15 protein-coding genes are annotated in these 17,078 nt (G+C 31.5%); 6 read left to right on the top strand and 9 right to left on the bottom strand.

Annotated elements, in window-relative coordinates:
• The first annotated feature begins 185 nt into the window (after positions 1 to 185).
• From GYM73_RS09935 to GYM73_RS01495, 6 genes are all read left to right on the top strand, one after another.
• Positions 186 to 554, top strand: a complete 369-nt coding sequence (locus tag GYM73_RS09935; protein ID WP_255570997.1) for a hypothetical protein — start codon at positions 186 to 188, stop codon at positions 552 to 554.
• 24 nt (positions 555 to 578) lie between these two features.
• A complete protein-coding gene (locus GYM73_RS09940) occupies positions 579 to 1,061 on the top strand; it encodes a hypothetical protein (protein ID WP_255570998.1) in 483 nt (160 codons plus the stop codon).
• Positions 1,062 to 1,477: 416 nt separating this feature from the next.
• Entirely contained in the window at positions 1,478 to 1,780 is a 303-nt protein-coding gene (locus tag GYM73_RS01480) for a hypothetical protein (RefSeq protein WP_220233919.1), read from the top strand.
• Between the two features lie 423 nt (positions 1,781 to 2,203).
• On the top strand, positions 2,204 to 2,365 hold the full coding sequence (locus GYM73_RS01485; RefSeq protein ID WP_160567057.1) for a hypothetical protein: 162 nt from the start codon (positions 2,204 to 2,206) through the stop codon (positions 2,363 to 2,365).
• Between the two features lie 451 nt (positions 2,366 to 2,816).
• A complete protein-coding gene (locus GYM73_RS01490) occupies positions 2,817 to 3,176 on the top strand; it encodes an arsenate reductase family protein (protein ID WP_220233920.1) in 360 nt (119 codons plus the stop codon).
• A 99-nt stretch (positions 3,177 to 3,275) separates the two neighbouring features.
• Positions 3,276 to 3,944 (top strand): GIN domain-containing protein, encoded by a 669-nt coding sequence (locus GYM73_RS01495; protein ID WP_220233921.1) that lies wholly within the window; start codon positions 3,276 to 3,278, stop codon positions 3,942 to 3,944.
• Positions 3,945 to 4,125: 181 nt separating this feature from the next.
• On the opposite strand, the gene trpS is transcribed toward GYM73_RS01495, so the two are convergent.
• The 9 genes from trpS to dnaN all read right to left on the bottom strand — a co-directional run bounded on the left by trpS (position 4,126) and on the right by dnaN (position 16,653).
• Entirely contained in the window at positions 4,126 to 5,091 is a 966-nt protein-coding gene (gene trpS, locus GYM73_RS01500; protein WP_220233922.1) for a tryptophan--tRNA ligase, read from the bottom strand.
• Between the two features lie 133 nt (positions 5,092 to 5,224).
• Positions 5,225 to 5,866: a lipoprotein signal peptidase gene (locus tag GYM73_RS01505; protein ID WP_160557437.1), complete on the bottom strand. Its 642-nt coding sequence runs from the start codon at positions 5,864 to 5,866 to the stop codon at positions 5,225 to 5,227.
• Between the two features lie 5 nt (positions 5,867 to 5,871).
• Complete coding sequence (locus tag GYM73_RS01510; protein ID WP_105297303.1) at positions 5,872 to 6,249, bottom strand: TraR/DksA C4-type zinc finger protein; 378 nt, start codon at positions 6,247 to 6,249, stop codon at positions 5,872 to 5,874.
• A gap of 2 nt (positions 6,250 to 6,251) precedes the next feature.
• Positions 6,252 to 9,647 (bottom strand): isoleucine--tRNA ligase, encoded by a 3,396-nt coding sequence (gene ileS / locus GYM73_RS01515; protein WP_220233923.1) that lies wholly within the window; start codon positions 9,645 to 9,647, stop codon positions 6,252 to 6,254.
• Between the two features lie 232 nt (positions 9,648 to 9,879).
• Positions 9,880 to 11,379 carry a cardiolipin synthase gene (cls, locus tag GYM73_RS01520; RefSeq protein WP_220233924.1) on the bottom strand — a complete coding sequence of 500 codons (1,500 nt, stop codon included), beginning with the start codon at positions 11,377 to 11,379 and terminating at the stop codon, positions 9,880 to 9,882.
• A gap of 345 nt (positions 11,380 to 11,724) precedes the next feature.
• On the bottom strand, positions 11,725 to 12,252 hold the full coding sequence (locus tag GYM73_RS01525; protein ID WP_166005722.1) for an HAD family hydrolase: 528 nt from the start codon (positions 12,250 to 12,252) through the stop codon (positions 11,725 to 11,727).
• The gene (locus tag GYM73_RS01530; protein WP_220233925.1) at positions 12,242 to 13,018 is read right to left on the bottom strand and encodes a Rossmann-like and DUF2520 domain-containing protein; all 777 of its coding nucleotides are present in this window, start codon (positions 13,016 to 13,018) and stop codon (positions 12,242 to 12,244) included. Before GYM73_RS01530 ends, GYM73_RS01525 begins: the two co-directional genes overlap by 11 nt.
• A 10-nt stretch (positions 13,019 to 13,028) precedes the next feature.
• Positions 13,029 to 15,449, bottom strand: coding sequence for a phenylalanine--tRNA ligase subunit beta (gene pheT, locus GYM73_RS01535; protein WP_220233926.1), 2,421 nt, complete (start codon positions 15,447 to 15,449; stop codon positions 13,029 to 13,031).
• 88 nt (positions 15,450 to 15,537) lie between these two features.
• Positions 15,538 to 16,653: a DNA polymerase III subunit beta gene (dnaN, locus tag GYM73_RS01540; protein ID WP_220233927.1), complete on the bottom strand. Its 1,116-nt coding sequence runs from the start codon at positions 16,651 to 16,653 to the stop codon at positions 15,538 to 15,540.
• Positions 16,654 to 17,078: the final 425 nt, after the last annotated feature.

Below are 17,078 nucleotides of genomic sequence, written 5' to 3' on the forward strand. Positions count from 1 at the left end.
TATTTGATAGTTGTAAATGCAAAATTATTAGCAATCAAAGATTTTGTAATGTTGTTATTTATCGGATTATTAGTATCATCAAGAACAAATAAAAAAACGATTGGTGTGAAACGCCCCTTTTTAATAAAAATTAAATTTAATCAATTACTAATATGAAAAATACTTTTAACAGTCATTTTACAAAATTGAAGAAACAAGATATTGATTTTGTAAATATTCCAATAGATGAGGATTTAACAGCATTTATTTGTCCCTTCTTAATTGAAAACAATAAGTTAGGAAATAAATTAGCATTAGATATTTATGAGAAAATGCACCAGTTTTTATCCAAGCTAAATAGCGATTTTATAAAGCCAAATAAATCAATTGAGGGTAAGGGGTTCTTATCTCATTTACACGAGCCTAATGAATATCATTTAGGATATTCGGGAACAAACAAAGGAAAAGCAGTTTCAAATACAAGGGCAGTCACTATTTTTGATGCATTAAGAAATAACCGATTTGCCAAACAAAATGTTCACGTTACGAATGATGCTCATTTTGTACTACTCTAAGTAAAAGGTATTGGACAAGATATAATGTCTGATATTATAGCAAATGTTTGTAGAGATATTTTTACCAGTTTCACTTCTGAAATATGCAAAAAATATAAAATATCAGTAAGTTCTGTTTCTATTGAATTCTATAATGCCATAACTAAAAAATGGGAAGTTAAAAGTGTTAATCTACCTTTTTACAAAGGTAAATACATTATTTTATTACCTAAATTTATCATAAGTGGTGGACGTGCATATTCAAATTTATATAATTGGTTTATAGCGAAAAATTATCTTTCAATTGAAATACTGAATAATAAGAATCCACTTCCTTCCGATGCTAAATTTATATCACAGATGAAAGATGGTACTAAAAAAGCTATTGTAAAGAAAATTTACAAAGCATATAGAAAACCGAAAGATGAACTTATTGAGTTTGTTATAAGATTTCAAGGGTCGCTTGATGAGTTTGTTAGATATGCAAAAGAACATTATCCAGAACTTGACTTGAGCGATTTGGAATAATAAACCCCATATTCTATGCATTATTTATCAAATTTAAATATATCGTTTTAAAGTTTAAGCTTTACACAATTACTTTTATAATGAAAGTTGTTGTATTTATAATTCATTTTTATATTCAAGTTCTTTAAGGTAAAGAAATTTTTGTGGTATTTACTAATTTTTTCTGTAATATATTTTAATAAAAGAAAAGGTAGTAGGATAAATTTTAAAATACGAATAATATAAAAGCCTTGATTAATTAAGTTTTAGATTGATGTAATGATTTATTAAGAAAGTTAAATTTTCTAAATACTATAACTTCGGCTTTACCAGTATTATTAATTTATTGAACATATATTATTAAAGTTAACTGATCAATATGATATGTTAACACAGAAAGAAAAAATACTTTAGGTCCAGTACCAACATAAGCTAAATTGTGTAATGTAATAAGAAGAGAAATAGGAATTCCTGATAAAAAATCATATGTTGGTTGTGCCGTAAATGCTAGTCAGGCGGTAAATGTTGAAATGAAATTTGGTTTTTTAAATGGAAGTGAAGAATTATATAAATCTGATATAGATAATCGAATTACTAATTATCCCAGCCCACCTAAAAAATATCCAAAAAATCAAGGTATAGGAATCATTGATGAAAACAATTACTTAAAATTAGTTCAAATGAATTACGTTATAAAGCTAAAATATAATGGGAGAGATGAAATTTACAATTTTTCTTAGTACTATTTTAATAAATATATTTTTATATGGGCAAATAGATACACTTAAATTATCTTATGTAAATAAGGCTAAAGAAGAGATTTATAGATCAATACTTTTCTCTGAAGAATTACAAAGTGATGAATAATGTCATATAGTTATAGTACAACCAACTTCTCATAATATGGGTTTAAATAGTCAAATAGTTTTCTTTAATATAAAAAAAGAGAAGGATAGTGTATCAATATTAAACTTGAGAAATTCATTATCTAAAAACTATAGGGTTTATTTCATTGAAGATAAATTCTCAAATACAATTCAAGGGTATGAACTTGTTTCTCAATTGCAGAGAATGTAGAGTTTATATGCCAAAAGAAATTTACAAAAGGATATATGTGATAATGTTTTGATGTTATCAAAATATAAGAACCTTTAGACAGTTGGATGAAAATTTATAAAGCTAATGTTTTACTAAATAAAGCAAATATAGTAATTCCTGTTATTTATGAATCTTTTATGGAAAAACCTAAATATCTTTTATATAAAATAGAATTATATGAAGGAAGTATAAGGGTAAAATCAATGAAAGTAGTTGAATTAGATTAAATTAATAAATAAGTTGAAATTCTACGACAATGAATATATGAGTGGTTGGGTAAAATAAAGGAAATATTGATAAATTATCTGATGTAAATAGAGCCACATTTTCAAAAGAAAATAGATGATAAGAAAAAGGTTAGTTATTGAATTTTACATTTGAAAAGAAAGTTCCGGCATTCAATTTTTTTAAAGTCCATTTAAAAAAAACTATTTTACTTTAGAATCAAAACGTGAATCATTATTGTTGACATTATAAAAAAGCGGTTTTGTATATTGATTATAAAATTTTAATAAGATTTACTTCATTTGATCAATCCAGCAATACTTAAAGCCGGTTTAATTGAAAGCTAATGATCTGGTTAAATTTAAATAATTACCCCTTTGTTAATTTTTAAACTATTACTAATAGACTTTAGACACATAAAAAAAGTAAATTTGACTCATAAAAATATAAGAAATGGAAATAACAATCTTATGCTATCCCACATGCAGCACATGTAAAAAAGCAATCAAATGGTTGCAAGATAATATCATAGAATTTAAAGAAAGAAATATAGCAAAAGAACATCCAACGAAAGAAGAATTAAAAGAATGGTATCAAAAATCAGGATTGCCGCTAAACAAATTTTTTAATACATCAGGCAAACTGTATAAAGAATTAAACCTTAAGGAAAAAGTAAAAACAAGCAGCGAAGACGAACTCTTATCACTTCTATCTACCGACGGAATGTTGGTAAAACGCCCCTTAGTGATAAGTGATTCTCTTATTTTAGTAGGATTTAAAGAAGAAGAATGGAAAAAAGCATTACTAGGCTAAACTAATCATCAATACCCCTTATAAGAATATACTTATTGATAATATAGTAATCATAATGAAGTTATGGCTTAATTATTGAATTCTATCTCAAAAAAGTATATGAAGAAATTTTTATTTGTTTTATTTGCGATAATTTTTATACAGATTGTTTCTGCTCAGGCAATAGTTAAAAATTTAAGAAGTTTTACCGTTTTGCGTGTTTATGATAAAATTCCTGTGACGTTACTTTCCTCACAGGAAGAAAAAGTAGAGATCAGCGGAGTAAAAAAAGATGACGTAAAAATCGTTAAAAAAGGCGGAGAATTAATTGTTAGAATGGATACGTTGAAATTAGAGAACGACGATGAGGTAAACGTAAAGGTGTATTATAAAAAGTTAAATAATATACATGCTTACGAAGGATCAACCATAACCGGTCATGATAAATTAGAAGAAAATCTATTAAATATCGGAGCTACTGAAGGTTCGAAGATTACCGTTCTTGTTGGAGTAAACAAAATACATGCCAAGCTAAAATCCGGAGGAGAAATCAAAATTTCAGGATTGGCAAACCATCAAAATATTAAAATTACATCCGGGGGCACCTACGATGCAAAAGAAGTGGGCTCAAACAAAATTGCAGTAGCAGTTACTTCCGGAGGAACAGCATCTGTTTATTCTAATGGATTAGTTGAAACCAAAATAAAAGATGGCGGAGATATTAATGTCTATGGAGGAGCGGAAGTAGTTAAAAAAGATATTGAGGGCGGATATGTGAATATATACTAAATATAGCTTATATAAAAATATTGAATACAGCTATAGATAAAATCTATTGTAAAGAATTGCAGGAAAAAAATAATTAAACTAAAATTGTATCCTTTTACACAAGAATTTAAATATTAGTTTAATTAGTTTAGTTTAAATTGTAGCAAAAGATCTTTTTGCTGCAATTTTTTTTTGAAAAGTTTTAAAATTGTAAAGACTTTCTAACTCTTTTGAGTGTTTCAGATGCTATTCTTTTAGTTTTTTCAGCTCCCTCTTTAAGAATATTCTCAAGTTCCTCAATATGATTCATATAGTAATTATATTTTTCCCTGGCCTCACCAAATTCACGTAGAAGAACTTTAAATAATTCATTTTTAGCATGTCCGTATCCGTAACCACCGGCTAAGTAGTTTTCTCTCATATTTTCCACTTCTTCAGGAGTGGCTACCAATTTAAATATAGAAAACGCATTACAAGTATCCGGATTTTTAGGTTCTTCCAGTGGAGTAGAATCGGTTACAATAGACATAATTTGTTTTTTTAACTCTTTTTCAGGGGCAAAAATTTGAATGGTATTTCCTCTGGATTTACTCATTTTATTTCCATCAGTTCCGGGTACATACATTGTATTTTCCTGAATTTTGGCTTCAGGGACTACCAAAACATCGCCGTGTACGTGATTAAATTTTTGAGCGACATCTCTGGTCATCTCCAAATGCTGCAATTGATCTTTACCTACCGGAACGATTTGTGCATCGTATAAAAGAATGTCCGCAGCCATAAGCATAGGATAAGTAAAAAGCCCGGAATTTACATCTTCCAAACGATCGGCCTTATCTTTAAATCCATGTGCCAGAGCCAAACGGCTATAGGGGAAATAACAAAGCAAATACCACATAAGTTCTGTTACTTCGGGGATGTCTGATTGTCTGTAAAAATAAGTTTTGGAAATATCCAAACCACATGCGAGCCAGGTTGCCGCTATTTCATACGTATTTTGTTTAAGGATTTCAGCATCTTTAATTTGCGTCATGGAATGCAAATTGGCAATAAAGAAAAAAGATTCATTAGAAGGATCCTTGCTTAACTTAATAGCCGGTGCAATGGCTCCTAATATATTGCCTAAATGTGGAGTACCCGTACTTTGTATGCCTGTTAAAACTCTCATGTGTGTATTTTATATGATAAAATGCAAATTTACATTTAAAATATAAAGTTCAAAAACTTATGCATTTTTATTATACCATATAAAGATTAGACCCCGCATGAGAATACAAAATGGAGTAATTTTTTACACAGGACTATTTCATCCATTCTTTAGGAAACATACCGGGTTTGAAGAAATAAACACCTATGAGAAATATCGCACCAAGAGTGATGGAAGAATCGGCAACATTGAATATATAATTAAAAAATTGAATCCTTTCACCTCCCCATATAGGAAACCATTCAGGCAAATAAGTGTCTATAAGAGGAAAACGAAACATATCCACGACACATCCTCCGAATAGAGGAGCATATCCTTTAAAATTAAGCTTGGAAATTCCCGAATATCCATACCAATCCTTCACAACCGAGTTATACGTTGTACCCGAATCGAAAAGGACTCCATAAAAAGTACTGTCAATCAAATTCCCGATTGCACCCGCAAAAATTAATCCTGCCGGAATGATAAAATACCATGTATTAGCCTTTTTAGACCACTTGTTGATATAATAAGCCATTAAGCCTATTAATACCAAACGCAATAAGCTCAGGCCTATTTTACCTATGAATCCACCAAGTTGCACTCCATAAGCCATACCTGGATTTTCAACATACGTAAGATAAAACCAATCAAAAACTTTTATTTCCTCATGAAGATGAAAATGCGTTTTAATGTAAATTTTTGATACTTGATCTAATAAAAGGATAAAAAATGTTATCCATAAGACTTTCTTCATTCTTACTATTGATTGTTTTTAGCCTCAATACTTAAGGTAGCATGAGGAACCGCTTTCAATCTTTCTTTACCTATTAATTTTCCGGAAATCCTGCAAATTCCGTATGTTTTGTTCTCAATTCGTATTAAAGCATTTCGCAAATCACGGATAAATTTTTCTTGACGAGCCGCCAAATGGGAGTTACTTTCTTTACTCATGGTTTCCGAACCTTCTTCAAAAGCTTTAAAAGTAGGAGAGGTATCATCCGTTCCGTTATTTAAATCATTAACAAACGCTTCTTTCAGCATAGTTAAATCATTTTCCGCTTTTTCAATTTTATCAAGAATAAGTATCTTGAATTCTTCAAGTTCTTCGTCAGAATATCTAAGTCTGTCTTCAGTCATAATTACACTTTTTTTAGTACGATTTTAATTTTTATTTCATTAATGTCTAATTCCGTCCCATCGGTAGTGTTACTTACAAAAGTTAATTTCTGTGTTAATGTTTCAGAACATATATATTCCATATTTTCGTTAACGGATTTTTCAATTTCCTCATTCGCCTGAATTTCTAAAGATATTTTATCGGTAACTTCCAATCCATTTTCTTTTCTGAGATTTTGAATTTTATTTACCAATTCTCGAGCAATTCCTTCAGATTTTAATTCAGGTGTGATAGTGATATCGAGTGCAACGGTTAATTTGCCGTCATTGGCAACCAACCATCCCGTGATATCTTGTGTGCGAATTTCAACATCATCCAAGTTTAGTTCGTAGCCGGACAGAGTTATAGTTCCGTTCTTTTCCAACTCTTCAATTTGAGAAGAAGATAATTGTTGGAGCTGTTGGCTAACGGCTTTAAGGTCTTTACCTAATTTAGGTCCTAACGTTTTAAAATTAGGTTTTACGGCTTTTACAATAATATCAGAAGCTTCTTCAGGGTTCAATAATTGAACTTCTTTTACATTGACCTCTTGTTTTATTATAGGTATTATGGATTCGAGATTTTCCCTGTCATTTTTACTTAAAACAGGAATCATAATTTTTTGCAACGGTTGGCGAACTTTTATATTTTCTTTTTTACGCAAAGAAAATACCATAGTGGTAACTTTTTGTGCTAAATGAGTTCTTTCCAATAATAAATAATCGATTTCATTTTCCTGTTTAACAGGAAAATAAGCTAAATGAACCGATGCATAAGGTTCTTTTCCCGTAATAGCATTTAAATCCTGATACAATTTATCGGAATAGAAAGGAGCTGCCGGAGACATTAATTTAGCAATAGTATCCAAACATTTATAAAGAGTTTGGTAAGCAGAAATCTTATCATTGGAATATTCTCCTTTCCAAAAACGTCTTCTTGATAAGCGCACATACCAATTGCTTAAATTATCTATTACAAAAGTATTAATTGCTCGTAAAGCTTTGGTTGGCTCATAATCGGTATAGAAAGAATCCACTTCATCTATTAAAAGATTAAGTTCGGATAGGATCCATTGATCTAATTCGTTTCTTTCTTTAAATGGTATATCATCCTCTTTATAACTGAATCCATCCACGTTGGCATATAAAGCAAAGAATGAATAAGTATTATATAGAGTTCCGAATATTTTACGGCGTACTTCGTCAATGCCCTCCAAATCAAATTTCAAATTATCCCAAGGTTGGGCATTGGAAATCATATACCATCGAGTAGCATCCGGCCCATACATAGCCAAGGTTTCAAAAGGCTCAACAGCATTTCCTTTACTTTTGGACATTTTATTTCCTTTTTTATCCAAAACCAACCCATTGGAAACAACATTTTTATAAGTTACGCTGTCAAAAATCATGGTTCCGATTGCATGTAAAGTATAGAACCAACCGCGAGTTTGGTCTACTCCTTCAGCAATAAAATCTGCCGGATAGTATTTTCGTTCGTCTATTAATTCCTTATTTTCAAAAGGATAGTGCCATTGAGCGTATGGCATAGCTCCTGAATCAAACCATACATCAATCAAATCACTTTCTCGCTTCATGGGCTTTCCACTCTCTGAAACAAGAACTATTTGATCTACAATATTTTTATGAAGATCTATTTTACTGTAATTTTCCTCGGAAAAATCATCTACAATAAAATCTTCAAAAATATTTTTAGACATAAATCCGGCTTTTACGGATTTTTCCATTTCATCAATCAACTCCTGAATAGAACCAATGATGATTTCTTCTTTAGCATCTTCAGTTCTCCAAATAGGAAGGGGAGTACCCCAATATCTTGATCTGGAAAGATTCCAATCGTTAGCATTTTCCAGCCAATTACCGAAACGACCTTCTCCCGTTGATTTAGGTTTCCAATTGATACTTTGATTTAATTCGGTCATTCGATCACGAACTTCCGTAATTTTTATAAACCAAGAATCCAAAGGATAGTAAAGAATAGGTTTATCTGTTCTCCAACAATGAGGATAGTTGTGATTGTATTTTTCTACTTTAAAAGCCTTATTTTCGGTCTTTAAAAGTATGGCTATTTCAACGTCGGTTGAACGTTCCGGAGCTTCGTTATCGGTATAATATTCAATGCGAACATATTTTCCTGCAAAAGGTTCAGGTAAACTTGAAATAAATTTACCTTGTAAATCCACTAAAGGAACAGGATTTTGATTTTCATCAAGAACCAACATACCGGGTACCCCGTGTTCTTTTGCAACTTTCGCATCGTCTGCACCAAAAGTAGGAGCAGTATGAACAATACCTGTACCGTCTTCAGTAGTCACATGGTCTCCATCAATCACTACAAATGCCCGGTCCGCATCTTCATACGGTAATGTCCAAGAAAGAAGTTGTTCGTATTTTATTCCAACTAAATCTTTTCCCTTGTATTCGGCAAGAATTCGATAAGGTATTTTTTTATTTTCAGATGTATACTCTTGAAAATCGGCATCAGACTCAGCAGGCACGAATTTACCTGAAAACTGACTTCCTACTAATTCTTTAGCGAGTATAACGTTGATGGGTTCAAAAGTATATTGATTAAATGTTTTTACCAATACATAATCAATAGATCCTCCTACAGTCAACGCCGTATTGGAAGGTAAGGTCCACGGTGTGGTAGTCCAAGCCAAGAAGTATACATCGCCCTGAATATCCTTAAATAAAGTGGTGCTTTCCTTAATTGCTTTAAATTGAGCAACAATGGTAGTGTCTGTAATATCTTTATATGCACCGGGTAAACTCAACTCATGACTGGAAAGCCCTGTTCCAGCTTTAGGAGAATAGGGTTGAATGGTATAACCCTTATAAAGTAAATTTTTATCGTAAATTTGTTTCAACAACCACCAAACACTTTCCATATATTTGGGATCGTAAGTAATATAAGGATGATTTAAATCTACCCAATAACCTATTTTTTGAGTTAATTCGTTCCAAGCACCGGTATATCGCATAACTGCTTCTTTACAAGCCTTGTTGTATTCTTCCACAGTTATTTTTTTACCAATATCTTCTTTGGTAATACCTAATTCCTTTTCAACTCCAAGTTCAACGGGCAAACCGTGGGTATCCCAACCTGCTTTTCTATTGACCTGTTTTCCTTTTAAAGTTTGGTATCGGCAGAAAATATCTTTAATGGTACGAGCCATTACATGGTGAATGCCCGGCATTCCGTTAGCTGAAGGAGGTCCTTCAAAAAATACGAATTGGGGATTGCCCTCACGAGATTTTATACTCTCTTGGAAAATATTATTTTTTTTCCAAAATTCTAAAATTTCGTCTGCAAATTTATTTAGATTTAATTCTTTATATTCTTGAAATTTATTGCTCATTTTCTTTTAAAACAAATGCGAAAAAAATTGATTTGCGAATATACGAAAAAAAAGTCTATCTTAAATGGACTTTAATTGTATAGTAAAACTAATTTATTGTATTACAATCAGCGATTTATAACTTTTAAAAAAATCGTATTTTTAAAAAATACAGATCAATTAAATTACCGTATATAGGGAATGTTATACCCTAAAATATTCGTTAACCTTGAAGAATTAACTAATCATTTTTTTATAAAAGGGGTGATATAAGTTTGGCTATGGAATTACCTAAATCTACCCATCGGTTTCGTTTTAACCATTCCTTATAGGAAACTTCCGTACTGTTTTCAATGTCTTCCATAAAAGCATCATAAAGTTCCCGGTTAATGGTTTCGCTGTACACTAAGGCGCTTATTTCAAAATTTAAATCAAAGCTCCGCATATCCAAATTGGCTGATCCTATAACGGAAAGATTGGTGTCGGAAATTATGGTTTTAGCATGTACAAATCCTTTCGTATACCTGTAAATTCGAACCCCCGAGGCTAATAACTCTTTATAATAGGCGCACGAAGCTGCATTCACAATGATACTGTCCGATTTAAACGGAACCAAAATCCGAACGTCCACTCCGCTTAAAGCTGCGTATTTTAAAGCATTAACAATAGTTTCATTAGGGATCAAGTATGGCGTCGTTAAATAAAGCCTCTTTCGGCTGGACATTATAATTCCGTTGTATACAAGCATTATAGTTGCTCGATCGCTATCCGGACCACTGGCAGCAATCTGAAGAAGTTCGGGGTTTTCGTCTTTAGTGGTGATATCTTTAGACGCATGAAAGTAGGCTTTGTCAAAAGGATCGACGTCATTTCCGGAACAAAAATTCCAATCGGTTATGAAATTATATTGAAGTCCGTTTACTGCTTCTCCTTTCACCATAAAATGGGTATCGCGCCAAAATAGTTTGCTGTTCGGGGTATTGATATATCGGTCGTCAACATTAATTCCGCCAATAAAACCAACTTTAGAATCAATGATTATTATTTTACGGTGATTGCGGTAATTCATTCGGTTGGCAAAAGCATAAAGTTTAATTTTGTAAAAAGCAGCGGCTTGTACTCCGCCTTCACGCAGTTCTTTTATCATTCTTTTGTTCAACGAATGGCTTCCAAAATCGTCATAAATAAATCGTACGGTTACGCCTTCTTTGGCTTTTTGTATTAAAATATCTTTAATTTCGTTTCCAATACGGTCATCAGCAAAAATATAATATTCAATATGGATATGTTTCGTTGCTTTTTTTAATTCTTCAATAACCTCTTTAAATTTATTTTCACCATTGATAAGCAACTTGGTATTGTCGGCTACATAAAGGGCAGAAGAAGTGTCTTTTAGTAACATTCTTATTGAATGAGTTTTACCCTCCAGTAATTTATTGTATTTGTTGATTCTCTTTTCGGTATGTTCATTTATTTGATTTCTGAGTATCTGATAGAAGTTTCGATCGTGTGTATATTTTCTTTTATACAATTTTTCCAATCGGTAGTTCATTCCAATCGAAAAATATAATATTACCCCTATAATGGGAAGGATTATAACTATAAGTAAATACCCGATTGCTTTGGATGGATTTTCCGTATTTTTGATTATTTTAAAGATGGTATAAATAATAACAAGTATATAAAGAACAGCCCCTAGTATTGAAAGATATTCAAAGTTTAAAGATTTAAACCATGCAATAAATTTATCCATATTTTTGAAACAAAAATTTTCTTATAAATTTAATTAATATAATTATTTAATAATTTTTAACATTTATAATTCAAATTTTGCAGTTTATAGATTGTATGTTTGATAAAAACTAATTTCTTTATAAGAAATCGTATATATTGTGCAAATAATTATATTAAAACAATATAGTTGATGGAGATGGTAGGTGGTGTAAAAATTTTGGAGATAGGATGGAAATTAAATTCGAATAGCATGATTGAAAGCGTATGATTTTATCCATTGCTAACAAATAGATTAACAAGATTGGTTATTTTATTTAGGGATCTAAATAAATTTTACATCCTAAAACTTATGTAAATAAGTTGTTTATATAGAAGCGGTAGTATCTTTTGTTTCAAGATAATCCCAATCGCCCTTTACTCTTAAAACTTGTTCGATCACATCTCTCACACAACCTTTTCCGCCTTTAGTAGGTGAAATATAGTCTGCAATAGAAAGAATTTCGGGACAAGCATCTTTGGGAGCTGCTCCAATTCCCACTTGGTTCATCACCTCATAATCGGGCAGATCGTCTCCCATATATAAAACTTCATGAGGTTTCAACCCGTATTTGTAAAGAAAATCTTCCAAATCATCCCATTTATCTTTAGAATCAAGATAGACGTCGGTTATACCTAAATAGTTAAGTCGGCTCACTACAGAGGCATCCTTTCCTCCGGTAATTACGGCAATTTTATAACCTTTCTTTACAGCAAACTGTAAGGCAAACCCATCTTTAGTATTCATATTTCTTATCATTTCGTTATTAATGAGAATAATGGATCCGTCGGTCATAACTCCGTCTACATCAAAAACGAATGCGCTAATATGATTGAGCTTTTCTTTATAATTTATCATGGTAAGTTTCTAAAATGGAATTAGTTAGTAAAGAATAGATTTGGTATAAATTCGAATCAGATTCTAAGATAGATAAATGTTTTTGGATAACAACTTGGTCATTTCTTTTTGCCGGTCCTGTTTGAGCGTCATACGGAGAAATGTCATCATTTATTTTTTCAAAAGTTTCCTTTATCAAAGGTTTTAAAATCTCAAAAGGTATATCTTGTTTACGGCAAATTTCATTGGCTATGTAAAGTAGGTGATTGGTAAAATTGTTGGCCCATACACCCGACATATGTATTTTCAATCGCTTTTCTGAATCAACAACATAGGCTTCATCAGAAATTCTTTTAGCCAAATTTAAAAGAATAGTTTCATCGTCTTTATTTTCTGTTTCAATAAAAAAAGGAATTTTATCGTATTCCAACGCTCTTTTTTTTGAAAAGGTTTGCAAAGGGTAAAAGACTCCTTTTCTGTATTTACCCTTAAGCGCAGATAAGGGGATCGATCCGGAAGTATGGACAACTAAACAATCTTCAAATGGTACATAATAAGATATTTCGGAAATGGCCTTATCTGAAGTGCAGATAATATAGATGTCTGCCTTAACAATTTCTGAAATTTTATCTGTATAATTAATATTATAATCTTCTGCAAAATTTTGTGCTTTATCCAGAGTTCTGTTGAAAACCTGTACGACATTCACCGTATTTTCAAGTAAGGCTCTGGTTAAATGATAAGCAACATTTCCGGCCCCTAGAATTACAACATTTTTATGCATATTTTCATCATTAATTATTTCTTAATTCGGCATGAAACTGGGTTGAAAAACGATCTAACAACTTTTTCATAACCTTATCAATGTCTTGATCCGTAAGGGTTTTATTTTCATCTTGAAGGAAGAAATTCAATGCATATGATTTTTTGCCTTCAGGTAGATTTTTGCCCTCATAAACATCAAAAAGATTTACGGATTGAAGCAATTTTTTTTCTGTTTCAAAGGCAGCTTTATATAAGTCAAAATATTTTATATCTTTATCCAGTAAAAGGGCTAAATCTCGGGTTGAGCCCGGAAATTTAGGAATTTCAGCTAATTTATAAGGTTTTTTCTTAGAGGCAAGATCCACCCATTTTTCCCATTCCAATTCTGCATAAAATACATTACCTTTTAATCCGAATTCTTTTAAAAGCTTAGGATTGATACTTCCTAATTTACCTAAAGAATATCCGTTTACAAAAAGTTCGATGCCGTCTTTATACAGAGAAGAAGACTCTAATGGTTTTTCATCAATGGATATGTTAAAACCGGTAAATAATTGGCTTACAATTCCTTTTAAATGAAAAAAAGTAGAGGTATTTTGAGGAATAATCCAATTATTTTCCTGGAAATTCCCGAATAAAGCTACCGAAAGTTTTTTATTTTCAATATAAGTTCCCGCGGAATTTTTAAAATAAGTTTTTCCGAATTCATAAAACTTAATTTCTTTCTGATTACGATTGCTGTTAAATGATATACTTTGTAATACTCCATATACCAGGGATTGCCTCATTACACACAAATCTGTGCTTAAAGGATTAACCAGTTCCACGTATTGATTGTTTTCATCTCTGCGAGACGTTAACGAATTGTTGATGATTTCGTTAAAACCATTATATTTTAATTGGTTAGCAATCGTGTTTTCAAGAAATTCTTCATCAAAGACATTTTTATTTTCATAAGCAAACGAAAACTTTTCAGGAATATCAATTTGATTGTACCCATAGATTCGTGCAATTTCTTCAATAACATCTATTTCCCTCGTCACATCTACACGATAAGCCGGTACTATAAGATCCAAAACTTCGTTTGTATCGCTGATGATAGTAAACTCTAATGATTTTAAGATTTCTTTGATCTGTTCTCTATGGATTTTCTTTCCTAATATTCGATCGATTTTATGATACCTTAAAATAGTATTTACGTTTTTTATTGGATTGGGATATATATCTATCATTTCTCCAACAACGGTTGCATGGGTTAACTCTTTAAAAAGCTCACAGGCTTTTTTCAAAGCAATCAGGGTATAATTAGAGTCTACACCTCTTTCAAAACGGAAAGAAGAATCGGTATTTAACCCTTCTTTTTTAGAGGTTTTCCTTATAGAAACCGGATCAAAGTAAGCAGCTTCTAAAAAAATATTTTTAGTTTCATTGGAAACTCCGGATTCTAATCCGCCATACACACCGGCCAAGCATAAAGGAGTATCCTGAGCGTCTTTTATAAGTAATTCGGAATCGGATAGATTTCTTTTTACTCCGTCTAATGTAGTAAACGTAGTTCCTTCCGGTACTGTTCCCACTTTTATTTTTTGACCGCCAATTTTATCGGCATCAAATGCATGAAGAGGAAGTCCGTAGGAATGTAATATATAATTAGTTATATCTACTGCATTATTTATAGGAGATAATCCTATGATTCTTAACTGGTTTTGTAACCAATCCGGTGAAGGTTTAATTTCAATATTTTTTAAATATATACCTGAATATCTTGGACAAAGTTGTTCATTTTCTACCTCAACACTAATTGGATTCCCTTTGGCTTCATCCAATTTGAAATTTTCGAAAGTGATTGGTTGTAATTCAGCCTTGATTTTTCTGCTTTTAAGCGCCGCATATAAATCACGAGCTACTCCATAATGAGACATAGCATCCGTACGGTTGGGAGTAAGCCCTATTTCAATACAATAATCCTTAGAAACAGGGATCACCTCATTGAGAGGAGTACCCACTTTTAAATTAGTATCAAGTACGAGTATGCCCTCATGACTTTTGCCTAAGCCCAATTCATCTTCGGCACAAATCATTCCGAAAGATTCTTCCCCTCGTATTTTACTTTTCTTGATTTTAAATTCGCTTCCGTCTTCGGAATATAAAGAAGTACCAATAGTGGCTACAGGTACTTTTTGGCCTTTTTCAACATTAGGTGCCCCACAAACAATTTGTACGGTTTGATCCCCTAAGTTCACTTTAGTTAGTTTCAGCTTGTCTGCATTCGGGTGCTTTTCACATTCAATGACTTCACCGACTACTACACCTTTTAGACTGCCTTTGACAGATTCAATTTCTTCAACATCTTCCACTTCCAAACCTGTGTCTGTAAGTATGGAAGCTATTTTTTCAACAGATAAATCAGTCTTAATATATTTACATAACCAATTATAAGAAATTTTCATTGATTTTAACTATTTATATTAAAAAAATCTTATGTAAATAATTTATTTACATAAGAGCGAGAAAAGTGGTTTATATTTTAAAATTTATTTAGTTATTAAGCATAACAGGCATTACCAACATTAATATGTCTTCGTTCTCATCCAATCCGTCTGCAGGTTTAATAATTCCCGCACGATTGGGCGTAGACATTTCAAGAGTAATGTCTTCCGAAGAAATGTTGTTAAGCATTTCATTTAAGAATTTGGAATTAAATCCTATTTTCAATTCTTCCCCATTGTAATCACAAGGAAGGCTCATATCCGCTTTATTTGAAAAATCAACATCTTCAGCGCTTAGCTTAAGTAAATTTCCATTTAAAGCTAAACGTACTTGCGAAGTTGATTTATTAGAGAAAAGGGCGGCTCTTTTTAGAGAGCTTAAAAATAATTGCCTGTTTATAGTCAATACGTTCGGATTCTCTTTAGGGATTACGGCATCGTAGTTTGGATATTTACCATCTATTAGCCTACAAACCCATTGAGTTTCATTGTGAGTGAACCGAGCATTGGTTTCATTAAATTCAATAATAACCTCATCTTCATATGCAATCAAGGCATTTTTCAATAGAGTAAGCGGTTTTTTAGGCATGATGAATTCTATATCTTCATTGGCCGATACATCTTTACGAGTATATTTTACCAAGCGATGAGCATCGGTTGCTACAAATCGACATTCCGAATTGGTAAATTGGAATAATACCCCGGTCATCACGGGACGCATGGCGTCATTACCGGTTGAAAATATAGTATTGGCGACCGCTTCTCCTAAAACGGAGGCTTTCATGGTTATAGACCTGTCTGTGTCTAATTCGGGTAGGGTAGGATACTGGTCTACATCATCCAAAGCTATGAAGTAGTTGTCTTTTTCATCCACAATTTCGAGTTGATTTCCTTCTTGTGAAAAGGAAAGCGGCTGTTCGGAAAAAGTTTTTACTGTATCGGTAAGCAGTTTTGAAGGAACTGCAATTTTTCCTTTATCTGTACTTTGAACTTCAATACTGGTTTTCATGGTTGTTTCACCATCAGATCCATAGATGGTTAATTTATCAGAATCCAGATCGAATAAAAAATTTTCCAATACAGGTAAAGATGAGTTTCCTCCGGTAACTCCACTTATTAATTGTAATGCTTTTAATAATTCTCCGCTTGAAACTATGAATTTCATATATGAATTTTTTCTTAATAGTTACAAAATTAGTTTTTTTCATTCTAAATCAAACTCTTTTTTTTTATTTTTTATTGAAAAAATCATATTATCTATTTTAAAATATATATAAATTATAAATTCTTTATGATATATTGTTTTATTTTTAGGGATTTAAATTTTTATAATTATAATAAAAAGATAATTTCTATTTTTAAAAATATTTAGAAAATTATTTTTTACTGTCAATATTGTTATGATGAAATTTTAAATCGATCTCCTTGTTTTTAATTGATTTAGTAAAAGCTTAGATGTATGGTTTTATATCTTATTTTGTTTTCAAATCTTTGATTTTATTTAAAAATAATAATTGAATATATATAGTGCTTAAAGGAATACGGGGTCCATTTTGACTTATAATTAAGTTAAAATGATTATATTTGCCA

The organism is Apibacter sp. ESL0432 (genome assembly GCF_019469225.1).
In the GTDB taxonomy this organism is placed as follows: domain Bacteria; phylum Bacteroidota; class Bacteroidia; order Flavobacteriales; family Weeksellaceae; genus Apibacter.

Excerpts from the sequence above, each read along its gene's own strand:
- GYM73_RS09940 (WP_255570998.1), top strand. The coding sequence starts at position 579 with ATGTCTGATATTATAGCAAATGTTTGTAGAGATATTTTTACCAGTTTC.
- GYM73_RS01485 (WP_160567057.1), top strand. The coding sequence starts at position 2,204 with ATGAAAATTTATAAAGCTAATGTTTTACTAAATAAAGCAAATATAGTA.
- GYM73_RS01490 (WP_220233920.1), top strand. The coding sequence starts at position 2,817 with ATGGAAATAACAATCTTATGCTATCCCACATGCAGCACATGTAAAAAA.
- GYM73_RS01495 (WP_220233921.1), top strand. The coding sequence starts at position 3,276 with ATGAAGAAATTTTTATTTGTTTTATTTGCGATAATTTTTATACAGATT.
- trpS (WP_220233922.1), bottom strand. The coding sequence starts at position 5,091 with ATGAGAGTTTTAACAGGCATACAAAGTACGGGTACTCCACATTTAGGC.
- GYM73_RS01505 (WP_160557437.1), bottom strand. The coding sequence starts at position 5,866 with ATGAAGAAAGTCTTATGGATAACATTTTTTATCCTTTTATTAGATCAA.
- GYM73_RS01510 (WP_105297303.1), bottom strand. The coding sequence starts at position 6,249 with ATGACTGAAGACAGACTTAGATATTCTGACGAAGAACTTGAAGAATTC.
- ileS (WP_220233923.1), bottom strand. The coding sequence starts at position 9,647 with ATGAGCAATAAATTTCAAGAATATAAAGAATTAAATCTAAATAAATTT.
- cls (WP_220233924.1), bottom strand. The coding sequence starts at position 11,379 with ATGGATAAATTTATTGCATGGTTTAAATCTTTAAACTTTGAATATCTT.
- GYM73_RS01530 (WP_220233925.1), bottom strand. The coding sequence starts at position 13,018 with ATGCATAAAAATGTTGTAATTCTAGGGGCCGGAAATGTTGCTTATCAT.
- pheT (WP_220233926.1), bottom strand. The coding sequence starts at position 15,449 with ATGAAAATTTCTTATAATTGGTTATGTAAATATATTAAGACTGATTTA.
- dnaN (WP_220233927.1), bottom strand. The coding sequence starts at position 16,653 with ATGAAATTCATAGTTTCAAGCGGAGAATTATTAAAAGCATTACAATTA.